This is a genomic window from uncultured Flavobacterium sp., assembly GCF_937967675.1.
In the GTDB taxonomy this organism is placed as follows: Bacteria; Bacteroidota; Bacteroidia; order Flavobacteriales; family Flavobacteriaceae; genus Flavobacterium.
The window spans coordinates 15,499-31,663 of record NZ_CALBSN010000077.1 but is presented as its reverse complement, the minus strand read 5'-3'; the positions used below and the strand labels follow the sequence as shown (position 1 = coordinate 31,663).

17 protein-coding genes, 3 tRNA genes and 1 riboswitch are annotated in these 16,165 nt (G+C 32.2%); of the genes, 14 read left to right on the top strand and 6 right to left on the bottom strand.

The features are described 5' to 3' along the window. The 7 genes from Q0075_RS05510 (at position 1) to Q0075_RS05480 (ending at position 4,230) form a co-directional block, all read left to right on the top strand. Positions 1-73, top strand: a tRNA-Lys gene (locus Q0075_RS05510). A 29-nt stretch (positions 74-102) separates the two neighbouring features. Next, positions 103-175 (top strand) — tRNA-Lys (locus Q0075_RS05505). A 44-nt stretch (positions 176-219) separates the two neighbouring features. After that, a tRNA-Leu gene (locus Q0075_RS05500) sits at positions 220-302 on the top strand. A 137-nt stretch (positions 303-439) separates the two neighbouring features. Beyond that, entirely contained in the window at positions 440-1,339 is a 900-nt protein-coding gene (locus Q0075_RS05495) for a MerR family transcriptional regulator (RefSeq protein ID WP_297868638.1), read from the top strand. Between the two features lie 58 nt (positions 1,340-1,397). Continuing rightward, a complete protein-coding gene (crtI, locus tag Q0075_RS05490; RefSeq protein WP_297868637.1) occupies positions 1,398-2,858 on the top strand; it encodes an NAD(P)/FAD-dependent oxidoreductase in 1,461 nt (486 codons plus the stop codon). Position 2,859: 1 nt separating this feature from the next. Then, positions 2,860-3,699, top strand: a complete 840-nt coding sequence (locus Q0075_RS05485) for a phytoene/squalene synthase family protein (RefSeq protein WP_297868636.1) — start codon at positions 2,860-2,862, stop codon at positions 3,697-3,699. An 87-nt stretch (positions 3,700-3,786) separates the two neighbouring features. Continuing rightward, positions 3,787-4,230 (top strand): sterol desaturase family protein, encoded by a 444-nt coding sequence (locus Q0075_RS05480; protein ID WP_297868635.1) that lies wholly within the window; start codon positions 3,787-3,789, stop codon positions 4,228-4,230. Between the two features lie 25 nt (positions 4,231-4,255). Here the strand turns inward: Q0075_RS05480 and Q0075_RS05475 are convergent, their stop codons facing one another. The 5 genes from Q0075_RS05475 to Q0075_RS05455 all read right to left on the bottom strand — a co-directional run bounded on the left by Q0075_RS05475 (position 4,256) and on the right by Q0075_RS05455 (position 8,320). Continuing rightward, a complete protein-coding gene (locus Q0075_RS05475; RefSeq protein ID WP_297868634.1) occupies positions 4,256-4,789 on the bottom strand; it encodes a DUF4252 domain-containing protein in 534 nt (177 codons plus the stop codon). A gap of 3 nt (positions 4,790-4,792) precedes the next feature. Further along, on the bottom strand, positions 4,793-5,320 hold the full coding sequence (locus Q0075_RS05470) for a DUF4252 domain-containing protein (protein ID WP_297868633.1): 528 nt from the start codon (positions 5,318-5,320) through the stop codon (positions 4,793-4,795). An 8-nt stretch (positions 5,321-5,328) separates the two neighbouring features. Beyond that, positions 5,329-5,772 (bottom strand): hypothetical protein, encoded by a 444-nt coding sequence (locus Q0075_RS05465; protein ID WP_297868632.1) that lies wholly within the window; start codon positions 5,770-5,772, stop codon positions 5,329-5,331. Beyond that, complete coding sequence (locus Q0075_RS05460) at positions 5,753-6,268, bottom strand: sigma-70 family RNA polymerase sigma factor (protein ID WP_297868631.1); 516 nt, start codon at positions 6,266-6,268, stop codon at positions 5,753-5,755. Before Q0075_RS05460 ends, Q0075_RS05465 begins: the two co-directional genes overlap by 20 nt. A 114-nt stretch (positions 6,269-6,382) precedes the next feature. After that, complete coding sequence (locus tag Q0075_RS05455; protein ID WP_297868630.1) at positions 6,383-8,320, bottom strand: TonB-dependent receptor; 1,938 nt, start codon at positions 8,318-8,320, stop codon at positions 6,383-6,385. A gap of 80 nt (positions 8,321-8,400) precedes the next feature. Further along, positions 8,401-8,660, bottom strand: a riboswitch (cobalamin riboswitch). 325 nt (positions 8,661-8,985) lie between these two features. Between Q0075_RS05455 and Q0075_RS05450 the strand changes: the two genes are divergently transcribed. The 5 genes from Q0075_RS05450 (at position 8,986) to Q0075_RS05430 (ending at position 13,500) form a co-directional block, all read left to right on the top strand. After that, complete coding sequence (locus tag Q0075_RS05450; RefSeq protein ID WP_297868629.1) at positions 8,986-10,116, top strand: ABC transporter substrate-binding protein; 1,131 nt, start codon at positions 8,986-8,988, stop codon at positions 10,114-10,116. 112 nt (positions 10,117-10,228) lie between these two features. Continuing rightward, the gene (locus Q0075_RS05445; RefSeq protein ID WP_297868628.1) at positions 10,229-11,254 is read left to right on the top strand and encodes an iron ABC transporter permease; all 1,026 of its coding nucleotides are present in this window, start codon (positions 10,229-10,231) and stop codon (positions 11,252-11,254) included. Positions 11,255-11,388: 134 nt separating this feature from the next. Continuing rightward, the gene (locus tag Q0075_RS05440; RefSeq protein WP_297868627.1) at positions 11,389-11,721 is read left to right on the top strand and encodes a GxxExxY protein; all 333 of its coding nucleotides are present in this window, start codon (positions 11,389-11,391) and stop codon (positions 11,719-11,721) included. A gap of 162 nt (positions 11,722-11,883) precedes the next feature. Beyond that, complete coding sequence (locus tag Q0075_RS05435) at positions 11,884-12,669, top strand: ABC transporter ATP-binding protein (protein WP_297868626.1); 786 nt, start codon at positions 11,884-11,886, stop codon at positions 12,667-12,669. Positions 12,670-12,738: 69 nt separating this feature from the next. Continuing rightward, positions 12,739-13,500 carry a dienelactone hydrolase family protein gene (locus tag Q0075_RS05430; RefSeq protein ID WP_297868625.1) on the top strand — a complete coding sequence of 254 codons (762 nt, stop codon included), beginning with the start codon at positions 12,739-12,741 and terminating at the stop codon, positions 13,498-13,500. Positions 13,501-13,558: 58 nt separating this feature from the next. Here Q0075_RS05430 and Q0075_RS05425 read toward each other — a convergent pair whose 3' ends face one another. Then, on the bottom strand, positions 13,559-14,125 hold the full coding sequence (locus tag Q0075_RS05425; RefSeq protein WP_297868640.1) for a pseudouridine synthase: 567 nt from the start codon (positions 14,123-14,125) through the stop codon (positions 13,559-13,561). An 82-nt stretch (positions 14,126-14,207) separates the two neighbouring features. On the opposite strand from Q0075_RS05425, the gene rmuC reads away from it, so the two are divergent. Together rmuC and Q0075_RS05415 are read left to right on the top strand one after the other, a co-directional pair. Next, positions 14,208-15,584, top strand: coding sequence for a DNA recombination protein RmuC (gene rmuC, locus Q0075_RS05420; RefSeq protein WP_297868624.1), 1,377 nt, complete (start codon positions 14,208-14,210; stop codon positions 15,582-15,584). A gap of 2 nt (positions 15,585-15,586) precedes the next feature. Next, positions 15,587-16,138: an acyl-CoA thioesterase gene (locus Q0075_RS05415; protein ID WP_297868623.1), complete on the top strand. Its 552-nt coding sequence runs from the start codon at positions 15,587-15,589 to the stop codon at positions 16,136-16,138. The last annotated feature ends 27 nt before the right edge of the window (positions 16,139-16,165 follow it).

Below are 16,165 nucleotides of genomic sequence, written 5' to 3'. Positions count from 1 at the left end.
GACTTGGTAGCTCAGCTGGTAGAGCACATCACTTTTAATGATGGGGTCCTGGGTTCGAATCCCAGCCAGGTCACTACATAAAACTTATTTCTTGAACGCACCGACTTGGTAGCTCAGCTGGTAGAGCACATCACTTTTAATGATGGGGTCCTGGGTTCGAATCCCAGCCAGGTCACAGAATAATTAAAGACGTTGCATTGCAACGTCTTTGTTGTTTAAGGCCAAGTGGAGAAACGGTAGACTCGCCATCTTGAGGGGGTGGTGCTCGTAAGGGCGTGAGGGTTCAAATCCCTCCTTGGTCACTTTTATTTTCTCTTTATTCTTCTCTTATCTTTTCTTTGTTTAACTAAAACAAAACTATCGTTAAACATTTTTTTATCCAAATACTTTTTTTGTTCACTATTTTTATTACTTTTGTTAAACAAAAATGAAATGAGAAATGAACAACGTTAAGAATGTTTTCAGTATCAAAGATTTAGAAAATCTTTCAGGAATAAAAGCGCATACCATTCGTATTTGGGAAAAACGCTATAATGTGTTAGAGCCTATGCGCTCGGATACCAACATACGTTCTTATGATATCAAGAATTTACAAAAACTATTAAATATAGTTTTACTTCATAATTACGGATATAAAATTTCAAAGATTGGTTCGTTAACACAAGAGCAAATCAACCAACTTGCTAACGACATCATTTCAGAAAAAAGTGCAAAAAATCACGCTATCAGTACTTTCAAAATGGCGATGATGAATTTTGATCAATCGTTGTTTTTCAATACCTTTAATCAACTGTTAAGTGAAAAATCGTTTCGCGAAGTATTTTACACGGTTTTCATACCGTTAATGCAAGAAATTGGATTCCTTTGGCAAACCGAAACCATTTCACCCGCACACGAACATTTTATTAGTTACTTAATCAAACAAAAACTTTTAATTAACACTGAAAAAGTTCAAATACAAGAACCAACAAGAACTGACAAAGTTTTTGTTCTATTTCTACCATTAAACGAAGTCCACGAACTAGGATTAATGTATTTGAATTACGAAATCTTACTTAAAGGTTACCAAACCATTTATCTAGGAGAAAGTATTCCAACGGATAGTTTGTTAGATTTAGTTAATTCATACGAGAAAATATGTTTTGTAAGTTATTTGACTGTAGAACCTAATCAAGAAGAAATTGATGAATATATGATTGACATTCAAGCCAAACTTCTTGAAAACACGAATCATGAATTGCTATTATTAGGCAGAATGACGCAATCCATCTCATCTAAAGTGATAAAAAATAAAGTTCACATATTTAATAGCATAGAAGAACTTTCAAATACTTTGTAAAAAAATTTGTTTTGTTTAACTTTTTTGTTATTTTTGTTAAACAAAATAAAAAAAACAAGTGAGTAAAAAAATTGCCATAATCGGATCAGGATTTTCTTCGTTAGCTGCTGCTTGCTATTTAGCAAAACAAGGCAATGAAGTAATTGTTTACGAAAAAAACAGTACAATAGGTGGAAGAGCACGTCAACTAAAAAAAGAAGGCTTTACTTTCGATATAGGTCCAACATGGTATTGGATGCCCGATGTATTCGAGCGCTTCTTTGCTGACTTTAGCAAAAAACCTTCTGATTATTATGAGTTAATAAAATTATCTCCTGCCTATCAAGTGTATTTTGGTCACTTAGATTTTGTCACTATTGCCGATAATCTTCCAGAAATTGTAAAAACTTTTGAATCTATTGAGAAAGGTAGCGGAAAACAATTAGAGCAATTTATGGCGGAAGCTAAAAGCAATTATGATATTGCTATTAAAGATTTGGTATATCGTCCAGGAGAATCTCCTTTGGAATTGATTACTTTAGAAACAGCTAAAAAAGTGAATCAATTTTTTAGTAACATTAAAAAAGATGTTCGAAAACGATTCAAGAATATGAAATTGGTTCAAATTTTAGAGTTTCCCGTGTTATTTTTAGGAGCAAAACCAAGCGATACACCTTCTTTTTACAACTTTATGAACTTTGCCGACTTTGGTTTGGGAACTTGGCATCCAAAGAATGGAATGTACTCGGTTATTTTAGCTATGGAAACACTGGCTAAAGAATTAGGAGTCAAAATCGAAACCAATGCGAATGTGCAAAAAATTGAAGTAAGCGCAGGAAAAGCTACAGGATTACTTGTAAATAATAAAATTGTAATTGCCGATGTGATTCTTAGTGGTGCTGATTATCATCATTCAGAAACTTTATTAGATAAAAAATATCGCCAATACTCAGAAGTTTATTGGGAAAACAAAACATTTGCACCTTCTTCTCTCCTATTTTATGTTGGGTTTGATAAAAAAATTGAAAACGTAGAACATCATTCATTATTTTTTGATGTTGATTTTGATATACATGCTGAAGCTATTTACGATAATCCAAAATGGCCAGAAGAACCTTTATTTTACGCAAGTTTTCCATCAAAAACAGATGAAAATTCAGCTCCAAAAGGAAATGAAGCAGGCATTTTTTTAATTCCTTTAGCACCAGGACTAGAGGACACAAATGAGCTAAGAGAATTGTACTTTGAAAAAATAATAACTCGATTAGAACAGCTAACTAATCAAAGTGTAAAAAATAATATTATCTTTAAAGAATCATTTTGTGTAAAAGATTTTGTTAAAGAGTATAATTCGTACAAAGGGAATGCATACGGTATGGCAAATACCTTACTGCAAACCGCTTTTTTAAGACCTAAATTGAAAAGTAAAAAAGTGCAAAATTTGTATTTTACTGGACAATTAACCGTACCAGGACCAGGAGTACCTCCGTCCTTAATTTCAGGAAAATTAGTTGCCGATTTAATAAAAAAGTATCAATAGTATGAAGTCCATTTTTGATAACGTTTCATTTGATTGTAGCGTAAAAGTTACGAAAGCGTACAGCACATCATTTTCATCTGCTGTAAAAATGTTGGCTCCTAGTATCCGACAAGACATCTATAACATTTATGGTTTTGTTCGCTTTGCGGATGAAATTGTAGATACTTTTCACGATTACGATAAAGAAGCCTTGTTTTCTCAGTTTGAAAATGAATTAAGTTTAGCGCTATCTCAAAGAATTAGCTTAAATCCAATTTTAAATTCATTTCAACATACTGTGAATAAATATAATATTCCACAGGAAATGATTGATGCTTTTATGAAAAGCATGAAACTTGATTTAAGCAAAAGTGAATACAAAACAACAGAAGAATATCAAGAATATATTTATGGTTCAGCTGATGTTGTGGGATTAATGTGCTTGAAAGTTTTCGTAAACGGAAATGATGAAAAGTACAATGAATTAAAAGATTCGGCTATGCGTTTAGGTTCGGCTTTTCAAAAAGTGAATTTCTTACGCGATTTAAAAGCTGATTTTGAAGAATTAAGTAGAACTTATTTCCCAAATACCGATTTGAATCAATTAGATGAAAAATCGAAACAAGAAATCATTGCTGATATTGAAAGTGATTTTGAAGCGGCTTATGAAGGAATCAAAAACTTACCTTTAGAAGCTAAATTTGGCGTTTATACGGCGTACAGATATTATAAAAAATTATTGAAAAAACTTCAAAAAACACCTTCTTTAGAAATCAAAAATACGCGTATACGAGTTTCTGATTATCAAAAAGTAGAATTATTGGCGAGATGTTACGTTAAATACAGATTGAATATTATTTGATGGGCGATGGATGTTAGATGATGGATGTTAGATTTACTTTGAACTTGTTCTTGACTTTGAAAATTAATTATTAAAATTTAAAATATTATGTGGTTACACGTTATGGTTTTTTTTACCACTTTTTGCTTTATGGAATTTATGGCTTGGTTTAGTCATAAATATATTATGCACGGATTTTTATGGAGTTTACATGCCGATCATCACAAGAAAGATCACGATTCATGGTTTGAACGTAATGATGCTTTCTTTATTTTTTATGCTGTGGTGAGTATTGGTTGTTTTTTATTATGGCAGCACAATATCTTAGAAATAGGATTGGCCATTGGGTTAGGAATTTTCGCTTACGGATTAGCTTATTTCTTAGTTCATGACATTTTTATTCACCAACGATTTAAGTTGTTTAGAAACGCTAATAATCGCTATGCAAGAGCCGTTAGAAGAGCTCACAAAATGCATCACAAACACATAGGAAAAGAAGACGGAGAATGTTTCGGAATGTTGATTGTTCCTTTAAAATACTTCAAAAACTAAAAAATCCCGCAGTTGCGGGATTTTTTTATTTCATAAGTTGTTGTAAAGGTTTCAATTGCTCCATATCTACTTGTGATTTTTGGAGTAAACTTAACATATTTATTATGTGTGTTGGATTCATATCGTTTCCTAAAACTCGAACAACTGCAAAACCATTTTCTTTCTTTCCTGCTAAAACTACAAACTCTTCAATGTGTTCGTCATCACTTCCAACGAAATAGATAGCGGCACCATCGTTTCCAGAACCAGCTTTCATTAATTGTTGATAGCTTTCGTCTTTCAAAATAGCTTTCACTTCTTTGATTTCTTTGTCATATCCGGCAATATCAGTTGAATCAGCTCTGAAAGCTAAAATATTCATTTTTTCAAACGACTCTAATGCTGCTTTTTCTGTTTCAGATAATTCAACTTTATCCGTTTTAATGATATTGGAAGCTAAGTCTAATGCAATAAACTTAGGAGATTCTGTATTTTTCACAAAATACTTTTGAAGTGTGGGTTTGTCTTCACAACTCCAAAGTAAAATCACACTTGAAACAAATAATAGAAACTTTTTCATGATTTACTTTTTTGAAGCTTTTTTCAAATCATCACCACCAGGCAAATTCATTTTTTCGGTTAACATAGAAATTTCATCTAAGCTAAAGTTTCCAGTTAATGATAAAACCACTGTTCCTGCATCTTTAATATTAGAACCTTCAACGAACATTAAAAGTTCTTTTACAATGTCTGATGTTGCTCCAGATTTCACATAAATTTTTACATTTTTACCATCGCCATTCACACGCATTAATTCTTCTAATGGATTCGATTTTAAGTAACTATTTACAGTCGCTTTCATATCGGCACTAATTTTTGCGTTACTTGTGGTGAATACTTTCAAATTATCTAATTTTCTAAGTAAATTCATGTATTGTTGCATTTCTTTATCTTTTGCATCTACTTTTACCTTACTCATCATTTCAAACATCTTCTTATTTACAATAACCGATGCTACTCCTTCTTTATCTTCAAATTTATCAAAAGCTCCTTGTGCAAAAGATACTGTTGCTGCCATTAAAAACGCTATAACTACTACTAAATTTTTCATTTTTCTTATTATTTAAAAATTGTTTTTTTTGTTTTTTCGTATTCATGTAAATAAGCTACACTTTCCATGCCAATGTTTACTTGTTCTGAAACCATTAACAAAGCTTTTTGTGTAGCAATAAAAGCTTCTTCTGGATTATCATACGTTCCTAAATCTTCATGTTTAGGTTCGGATGGATAAAAATAGAAGGTGGCCAATCCAAAAAGTACAACAAAACTTGCTGCGATACCTATCCATTTTACAGTATTTTGTTTTCTAGGTTGTAATGGAAGTTTTTGCTCGAATTGCGTTCCTTTTTGTGTTTCAAAGTAACCAAATAGCGATTGATATTTTGCCAAATGTGGCGCCACATCATTGGAAGAAAAATAGGCCTTTAATAGTTTTTCTTCTGCTATTGTAGTTGCTCCTTGAAAGTATTTTTCCAATAATTGTTCAACTAACTTGAGTTCCATAATTATGTGTTTTTTCTATTTGTTCTCTTAAGATTTTTCGTGCTCTTGATAAAGCTACTCGAACCGCCGTTTCATTCATTTCTAATACTTGAGCAATTTCCGAAAATTCGTATTCTTCAATTTCTCTCAATTGTAATATCAATCGTTGTTGTTCGGGTAAATCGTTCATTAACTTTTCTGCCCATTGCAACGTATTTTGATGCTCTATTTGTGTTTCAACACTAACTTGCTTGTCTTGATAATTGTTATGCACAATTTGCAAATTCGTAGCTCTTTTACTTTTGAGTTGATCCAAACAATAATTCTTGGTCATCGTCATCGCTAAAGCTTCTACACTATTGTATTGTTCTAAAGCACTTTTTTTATTCCACAACCTAACCAATACTTCTTGAGTAGCATCTTCTGCCTCCTCTGTACTAACGAGCATTCGCTTCGCTAAACGAAATAACTTATCCTTAAAAGGAGTAATTATTTGTACAAACTCGTTTTGGTTCATTTTAATGGGCTGGTTTATAATGAAGACGAATGTAATTCAATTTTGTTACAAAAAGAAAAAAGGTTTTGATAAAAATTTACCAAAACCTTTTAAAATCAATTAATTAAACTTTAATTAAAATAGAAAATTCAAACCTAATTTATAGTTTCTTCCTCTTGTATTGTATCCAATAACTTCCTGGAAATCGTCATTCAAAATATTCGTTACTGTTCCAAAAATATGCAAACGATTTGGTAATAATTCATACGAAATATTAGAATTAACCAATTGGAACGCTGGTAAATATCCTTCATATATTGCGAAGTAAGTACTATGATAGAAAGAATCTTTTCTTTTATCTACATATTGATAATTGATTCCGAATGCTCCTCTTTTAAATTTGTAATTCAAATCGATATTTGCTTTGTGCTTTGGAATTAATCGGTTTAATTGTTTTTCTACTTCCGTGAAAGTATAATTTCCACCAATATTGAAACGTTCTGATAAGGCATAACGAAAGCTTGTTTCTACTCCTTTTGCATTGTAAGTTCCGTCGATGTTGATATAATTTGAAGCAAACGTTATTGGATTAGTAAAAAATCCAAACGTGTTTTCTTCTTCTCTATAAAAACCAACTGCATTTATCGTTAATTTTTTATCTAACAATTGCGATTCGAAACCAAATTCAGCCGTAGCATTTTCATCTGGTGTTAAGTTTAAATTTCCGTAAGGACCGTATAATTGGTATAAACTTGGCGTGATGAAAGCCGTACTGTAAGAAGCTAAAACTTTCAATGGTAAATTTTCAAATGAATAACTTGGATTGAAGTTATATACTATTTGATTTCCGTATTCGCTATGGGTGTTGAAACGAGCTCCTGCATTGACATTCAAACCAAAATCAGAATTAAAAACCAAAGTAGCATACGGATCTAACAAATTGAACTTCGCTCCTTCTCTTGCCACATCAGTGTAGGCGTCTTTTTGCGTCATATCGAAATACTGATATTGCGCACCTAAAACCAAATATACTTGTTTGCTAAAATTGTATTTATTGAAAGCATCAATCGAAGCACTTCTTCCTGAGTAATTGTAATTATCAATCGTTCCCGACCACGAATTTGAAATATTTAAAACTCTATCAATAGTTGAAGCACCTGCATTGATAGCAAATTCACCTTTATTGTATTTATATTTTGGCAAGAATCCGATTCTAAATTGTTCCGAAAAACTATTGTTGTTCAAATCGTCAGAATTGGCAATAAAACCATCAAACGAATTATCAAATGTATTTTTGATTCGGTCATAATTTCCGAAAAACTCAAAAGTTAATTTATCATTCGCTTTGAAACCAATTTTCTGTAACACATTCACTCTTGAAAACGTATCTTCTTCAAAATTTTCTCCAGCAGCTTCCGACATTCCTTTGCTTTCGGTGCTATTTAAAGTGGTCATGTACGAAACTTTATTGATAGTTCCGTTTAGCGATAATCCCTGATTGAAATCTTGTGCACTCGTTTTTGAAGTATTTGAAGTATTTTGCGTTCCCATATTGATGTACGCATTACCTGAAATCTCTTTTTTAGCTGATTTTTTCAGAGTAATATTGATAACTCCGGTTGCCGCTCCAGTTCCGTATAACGTGCTCGAAGCGCCTTTCATTACTTCAATTTTCTCGATTTGTTCTACTGGAATTAAACGCAAATCGTATTCAATATTAATTCCCGATGCATCAGAAACCGGAACACCATCAATATAAATAGCCACTTGACGATTACGACCACCACGAATGTAATAGCCTAAATTTTTTCCGTTAAAAGATTGATTTCCATTGATTTCCACTCCAGCCACCTGACTCAATACGTTAGCTAAATTTTGACCTTTTTTAGCTTCTAGGTCTTGTGCAGTAATCACTTCAATAATTTTACCTGATTTTTCTTTGCTTTGCGCAAATTTAGTGTCCGAAATAACAACTTCTTTTAAGTTGTTCACTTTTAGCGTATCTGAATCTTGAGCATACGCAAAAGCAGTAGCTAGTGTAAATACACTTAAGCCAATAAACTTTTTGTTCATTTTAGGGTTAATAAAAATTTTAATAAATCTGGGAGAAAAGCACAGAATTTACCCATACTCAAACTTTTTTTCCCGAAAGTTTGTTACTCAACGAATGTGGCAGGTCTCCTGGCTTGCGTCTTGTTATCAACCTTCCCATCGAAAGTTAGAAATTAGAAATTAGAAGTTAGAAATTTTCTAAATTCAGAATTCTTAATTCTAAATTAACAACAGTGGTAATGTAGATAATAACAAGCTTTATAGCTTACAGTTGCGGGTACAGCTTAGGTCTTACACCTAATTCCCTTTTAATGTTGTTTTGAAAAATTCAGAAACAACAACCAAAATTCGGGTGCAAATTTACATTAATTTTAATAGAATGCAATTTTTAAAAAACATTCTTCAACAAATAACAATCTACTTCTTCTTATTCAGTTTACGCCACAACCAAATAAAGCCAATTACAAAGTGGGCTAAAATTATTGTTGCTACAGCATAAAGGAAAGCGTTAGAATCTGTTCTCATGTTTTTTATGACAAATTTAGTGGTTTTGGTAATTTCTTTCTGTCTTATTTGTTACACAAAGTTACACGAAGTTTTTCACAAAGTATCACAAATAAAATCCTTTTTAATCTTTATAATCTGTGGCAAAAAAATAAAAAACTACTTTTGCAAAAAACAATTTCATGCGCCACTATTTCATTTTAGTCGTTTTATTTTTAGGATTTATCCAATGTAAAAAATCAGAAAATTCTATAAATCAGAATACTTCCGTTAAAAGTAGTATTGAATATGCTCAAGGCTTTTCTATTGAAAAATACAATGGTTTTTCGGTTATAAAAGTTTCGAATGCATATCCTGAAGCTAAAGATGATTACACCTATGTTCTTCATAAAAAAGGCGTTCAAATTCCAGATAGTTTACAACAATTTACTTCGATTGAAGTGCCAATTAAGAAAATAATTGTAACCTCAACAACGCATATTCCAGCTTTAGAATCTTTAGGGGTAGAAAATACTTTAATTGGTTTTCCAACCACAGAATACATTTCATCTGAAAAAACAAGAGCTTTAATCGATGCTGGAAAAGTGCGCGATTTAGGTTCCAATCAAGGTTTAAACACCGAAGTAATTTTAGACATTCAACCTGATGTAATTGTTGGTTTTAGTGTAGATGGCGATTTGAAAACCTACAAAAACTTAGAAAAGAATGGTCAAAAAATCATATTCAACGGCGATTGGACCGAAAAAACGCCTTTAGGAAAAGCCGAATGGATTAAGTTCTTTGGTGCATTATATGATTTAGACGAAAAAGCAACCGAGATTTTCAATTCGATAGAGAAAGAATACAATTCCGTATTAGTTTTAGCGAAAAAGGCTAAAACCCAACCTACCATTTTTGCTGGTGCTATCTACGAAGACCAATGGTTTTTACCACAAGGCGATAGTTGGGCAGCCTATTTTTTAAAAGAAGCCAACGGAAATTATTTATGGAAAGATTCCAAAGGAACCGGAAGCTTAGCTTTATCGTTCGAAAGCGTTTTGGACAAGGCAAAAGAAGCTGATTTTTGGATTGGGCCAGGACAATTTGGTTCGATACAAGAAATTTCGAATAGTAACCCAAATTATATTCACTTTAAAGCGGTAAAAAATAAAAGCGTGTATTCGTTTAGCACTAAAAAAGGGAAAACAGGCGGCGTTATTTATTACGAATTAGCACAAAATCGACCTGATTTGGTTTTGAAAGACATTGTAAAGATTTTACATCCTGAAGTATTACCGGATTATGAGTTGTTCTTTTTTGAGAAGTTGAAATAGACACGAATTTCACGAATTAACAGGAATTACATTTCTTTAAATTTCTCACATTTCTTTAATCTGTGTTCCAAAAATAGATTCTAAAAATGTAATTTAGCCAAAAATTCAACGCATGCCATTAACCAAAAAACAGAATCTTCTTTTTATCCTTTTGCTTGTCGCAATGGCGTTTTTGTTTTTGGTGAATATTAGTTTAGGTTCGGTTTCCATTCCTTTGAAAGAAGTAGTTAGCGGACTTTTATCTCAAGAAATGAGTAAGGAAAGTTGGGAAATTATTCTATGGAATTTCCGTTTTCCTAAAGCGATTACCGCAATTTTAGTTGGAATTGGACTTTCAATGAGCGGCTTGTTGATGCAAACGTTGTTTCGAAATCCATTAGCGGGACCTTATGTTTTAGGATTGAGTTCTGGTGCGAGTTTGGGAGTGGCGTTTGTCATTTTAGGAACAGGATTTTTACCCACCTTTATCTCATCCTTCTTTTTATCAAATTACGGATTAATTCTAGCTTCAAGTTTAGGAAGTTTATTAGTTTTTATGGCCGTTTTATTGGTATCGAAAAAACTAAAAGACACCATGGCAATTCTTATTGTAGGACTGATGTTTGGAAGTTTTACAAGTGCTATTGTTTCGGTGCTTTCCTATTTTACTACTGCTGAAAAATTACAGAAATTCACCTTTTGGTCCATGGGAAGCATTTCAAATTTATCATGGAATGAAATTTCGCTTTTATCCGTTTTTGTTATCTTCGGAATTGGAATTAGTTTTATGGTTATTAAACCTTTGAATGCTTTATTATTAGGTGAAAAATATGCCCAAAGTATCGGAATCAATTATAAGAAAACGCGTTTTTTAATCATTATTGCCACCAGTATTTTAGCAGGAAGCATCACCGCTTTTGCAGGTCCGATTGCGTTTATTGGTTTAGCAGTTCCTCACATGGCGAAATTATTGTTTCAAACGAGTAATCATTTTGTGTTGTTTTGGAGCACACTTTTACTTGGTGCGATTGTGATGCTTTGTTGTGATACGATTGCTCAAGTTCCTGGAAATGATATAACTTTACCGATTAATGCGATAACTTCTGTAATTGGAGCACCAGTAGTAATTTGGTTGTTAATTAGAAAGAAACGATTTTAGATTAAAACTTAAAATAAAACCACATAGAAACATAGGTTTTAGTTATTTTGAGATATACATAGAAAACTAGTTTTTTATTATAGAGTAAATGAAATAATATTAATCTATGATTCTATGTGGTAAATAAAAAAAATATGACACAAAAATATTTAGACGAACTGACATTTAATGTTATTGGAGCTGCTATTGAAGTACATAAAAACATGGGGAGTGGATTATTGGAAAGTGTTTATCAACAATGTATGATTGAGGAATTAACCAACAGAAATATAAATTTTGTTTCCGAATTTAAAGTTCCTGTTGTTTACAAAGGAAAAGAACTAGATATTGAATTTCGTTGTGATTTATTCGTAGAAAATTGTTTAGTAGTTGAATTGAAATCAGTTTCAGAAATAAAACCAATTCATGACGCTCAAGTTTTAAATTATATTGAACTTATTAAAAGTCCCAAAAGGAATTATAATTAACTTTAATTGTTTCAATATTTTCAGAGAAGGTCAAAAAACTTTTGTAAACGAGTATTTCAAAAAGTTAGAAAAAGAATAAAACTATATAAAACTTTAGTTTCTAAATAAAACTCTCTAAAAAACTATGTTTCTATGTGGTAAAACCTATTTTTGTAATTCAAAATGAGTAAACAAAATTTCACCATACAAACTCAAAATCTTTCGATTGGCTACAAGTCAAAATCGGAAACGATTACTATTGCTCAAAATATCAATCTTGGTTTGGAAAAAGGCAAATTAATCGCATTAATTGGTGAAAACGGAATTGGAAAATCTACCTTATTAAAAACAATAACTGGAATTATTCCACCATTATCAGGTGAAATTACTTTACTAAATAAATCGTTTCAAAGTTATAAACCACTTGATTTAGCACAAGAATTAAGCATCGTTCTAACCGAAAAATTACCGCCAAGTAACTTAACCGTTTACGAAATCATTGCTCTAGGTAGACAACCTTATACCAATTGGTTAGGTACTTTATCCGAAGAAGACAAAACGAAAATTGAAGAAGCAATTGTCTTAACAGAAATCCAACATTTGGTTCACAAAAAACATGATGAAATTAGCGATGGACAATTGCAAATTGCTTTGATTGCTCGCGCTTTGGCCCAAGATACTTCGATTATTATTTTAGACGAACCTACTACTCATTTAGATTTAGTTCACAAGGCAACTTTATTGAAATTGTTGCAAAAACTCACGCACGAAACTGGCAAAACCATCCTCTACTCTACGCATGACATCGATTTAGCGATTCAAATGACTGATGAAATGATTGTGTTCACACCAACACAAATTGTACAAGACCAACCTTGTAATTTAATTCAAACTGGGATTTTTAATACGTTGTTTGATACCGAACATTTGACTTTTGATGCTACCATTGGGAAGTTCAAAATCAAATAATTTATCCCAATTTTACCTTTTGTTTAACTATTTCTGTTATCGATTTTCATAATTTTACTAAAAAAAGTTATGAAGTACCTTTACATTACCTTACTTTTAGCAACAATGAATAGCTTTGGACAATTAGTAAAAGTAGATTACGCCGATGGTAATCAAAAATTAGAAGGATTTTTTGCTAAAGCTCAAAAAGCAAATCCAAAAAAAATTGGCATAATCGTTTTACCCGCTTGGATGGGCGTTGATGCTCACGCAAAAGAATCAGCAGAATCGTTGGCTAAATTAGGCTATCATGCTTTTGTAGCAGATATTTACGGAGTTGGAAACAATCCAAAAAACACAGGTGAAGCTGGAAAAAATGCAGGTTACTACAAAAACAATCCTGCGGAATACCAAAAAAGAATTCAATTGGCAATTGACCAATTAGTAAAAGCGGGTGCCGATAAAAACCAAATTGCAGTTATTGGATATTGCTTTGGAGGAACAGGTGCTATCGAAGCGGCTCGTGGCAACTTAAATGTAAAAGGAGTAGTTTCATTTCATGGTGGTTTAGGAAAAGCTGCGAATAGTTCAACGAATGAAATTAAAGCAAAAGTTTTAGTGTTACATGGTGCGGATGATCCTTATGTTCCTGCAAAAGAAATTGAAGCCTTCCAAAACGAAATGAGAACTTCAAAAGCCGATTGGCAAATGATTTATTATGCAAATTCAGTTCATGCCTTTACACACAAAGATGCTGGAAGCGATAACAGCAAAGGCGCTGCTTACAACGAATTAGCTGATAAAAGAAGTTGGGAAGCGATGAAAACCTTTTTTATGGAGATTTTTAAATAATCGTTATAGTATTTCAATAATTGAAAACAGTTATTTCACCTGAAGTAGCTGTTTTTTTTTACACATCAAAACTACTCACCTCTAAAACTTCACCCGCTTTTAAATCATTTAAGTGAATGTTTCCTACACGCACACGAACCAGCCGCAATGTAGGAAAACCAACCGCTGATGACATTTTTCGTACTTGACGAAATTTTCCTTCGGTTAAGGTTATAGAAACCCAAGACGTTGGACCATGACGCTCATCGCGAATTTTTTTTCCGCGTTCGCCTAAATTTGGTTCAAATTCTAATTTAAACGCTTTACACTTTTTGGTTTTGTATTTTTTACCGTGTAAACCAATTTCGACTCCGTTTTTTAATTGTTCAACGGCTTCTTCAGTAATAATTCCATCAACTTGAGCGTAATATTCTTTTTCTACTTTTTTGCTTCGGACAATTTCGCTCATCATACCATCGGTGGTTAACAAAAGTAAACCTTCTGAATCTTCGTCTAAACGACCAATTGCCATTGTGTTTTCTGGAAAATCGTATAATTCGCCCAACAACTTTTTCTTGCGTTTTAATTGGTAAATAAACTGCGATAAATATCCGTAAGGCTTGTGAATAAGGAAATGATGATGCATATTAATTGTTTGATGCAAAAATACATTTTTAAAATTTGACGTATCAATTTATTCCGTATTTTTACATTTTACAATTTATTTTATGCCAGAATCCATGCTTATCATAGTTACTTTTATTATAGCGCTCGCCGTTGGAATGTTCATCGGGAAATTACTTTTTACCGCCAAATCACAATCCGAAAAATCAGGTTTAGAAGAACGAATTAACGGACTTCTAGGTCAAATCGAACAATTGAAAATCCAATTTCAAACCGAAAGAAATCAGTTTGAAAAAGCCTTCACCCAGCTTTCATCTGAAAAAGAAAATCTTCAAAAAGAAAAAGAAAGTTTAGCGATTCATTTGGCTAAAAAAGAAAATGATTTTGATAATTTATTAGAACGTAACAAAGAACAAAAGCTAGAAGTAGAGCAACTTCAAGAGAAATTTACTAAAGAATTTGAAAATCTAGCTAATAAAATTCTTGAAGAAAAAACCGTAAAATTCACCGAGCAAAACAAGGAGAATTTAAAAAATATTTTGTCACCACTACAAGACAAAATCCAACTTTTTGAAAAGAAAGTCGAAGACACGCATAAAGAAAGTATCGATTATCATGCCGCGTTACGCCAACAAATTTTGGGACTTCGCGAAATGAACGAACAAATGAGTAAGGAAACCATCAATTTAACCAAAGCTTTAAAAGGTGACAGCAAAATGCAAGGAAATTGGGGTGAATTGGTGTTAGAACGCGTGTTAGAAAAATCCGGATTAGAGAAAGATAGAGAATATTTTGTACAACAAAGTCACGTTACGGAAGACGGTAATCGTGTATTCCCCGATGTTATCATCAATCTTCCTGATGGCAAGAAAATGATTATCGATTCAAAAGTAACATTAATCGCTTACGAACGTTACATCAACGAAGAAGATTCCGATATAAAAAATCAACATTTAAAAGAACATATTATTTCGATAAATCGTCATGTGGAGCAATTGAGTAGTAAAAACTATCACGATTTGTACCATATGGAAAGTCCAGATTTTGTGTTGCTCTTTATTCCTATTGAATCCGCTTTTGCAGTGGCATTAAATCAAGATACTAGTCTGTATAACAAAGCTTTCGAGAAGAATATTGTGATTGTAACCCCTTCAACTCTTTTGGCTACTTTACGTACGATTGACAGCATGTGGACGAACCAAAAACAACAAGAAAACGCGATTGAAATAGCACGTCAGGCTGGAGCTTTATATGATAAATTTGAAGGTTTCGTTTCTGATTTGATTAAAATTGGAAAGAAAATGGACGAAGCCAAAGCCGAATATGGTAATGCCATGAATAAGTTAATTGACGGCAAAGGAAACTTAATTACTAGCGTTGAAAAATTGAAAAAAATGGGTGCAAAAGCAAAAAAAGCACTTCCAGAAGCCGTATTAAAAAGAGCCAATGTGGATACTGAACCAACTGAAGAAATCGAATAAATATGACTATAGCAAATACTGTTGAGGCATCAAAAATAACCTTGAGCGAATTGATGTTACCTTCTCACTCTAATTTTAGTGGAAAAATTCATGGAGGGTATTTACTTAAATTAATGGACCAAATAGCATTTGCATGTGCTTCAAAGTATTCCAGTTGCTATTGCGTTACTGCTTCTGTAGATACGGTAGATTTTTTAAATCCGGTAGATGTTGGCGAATTGGTTACTTTAAAAGCATCTGTAAATTATGTTGGAAATACCTCTATAGTAGTGGGAATTCGGGTAACATCGGAACATATTCAAACTGGAATTAAAAAACATTGTAATTCAAGCTATTTTACTATGGTAGCTAAAGATGAAAAAGGTCAAAATGTACAAGTTCCAAAACTTATTTTATCCAATTTAGAAGAAGTTCGTAGATTTTATGATAGCATAAACCGTATTGAAAATAAAAAAAGAATTAAGGAAATTGAAACTAATTTCGATTACAAATCAAAAAAAGCAATTGATAATTTAAAAAAATACAATGTTGTAATTTCTGATAATTTATTTTAAAAATTTATTTACAAAATAAATTGTATT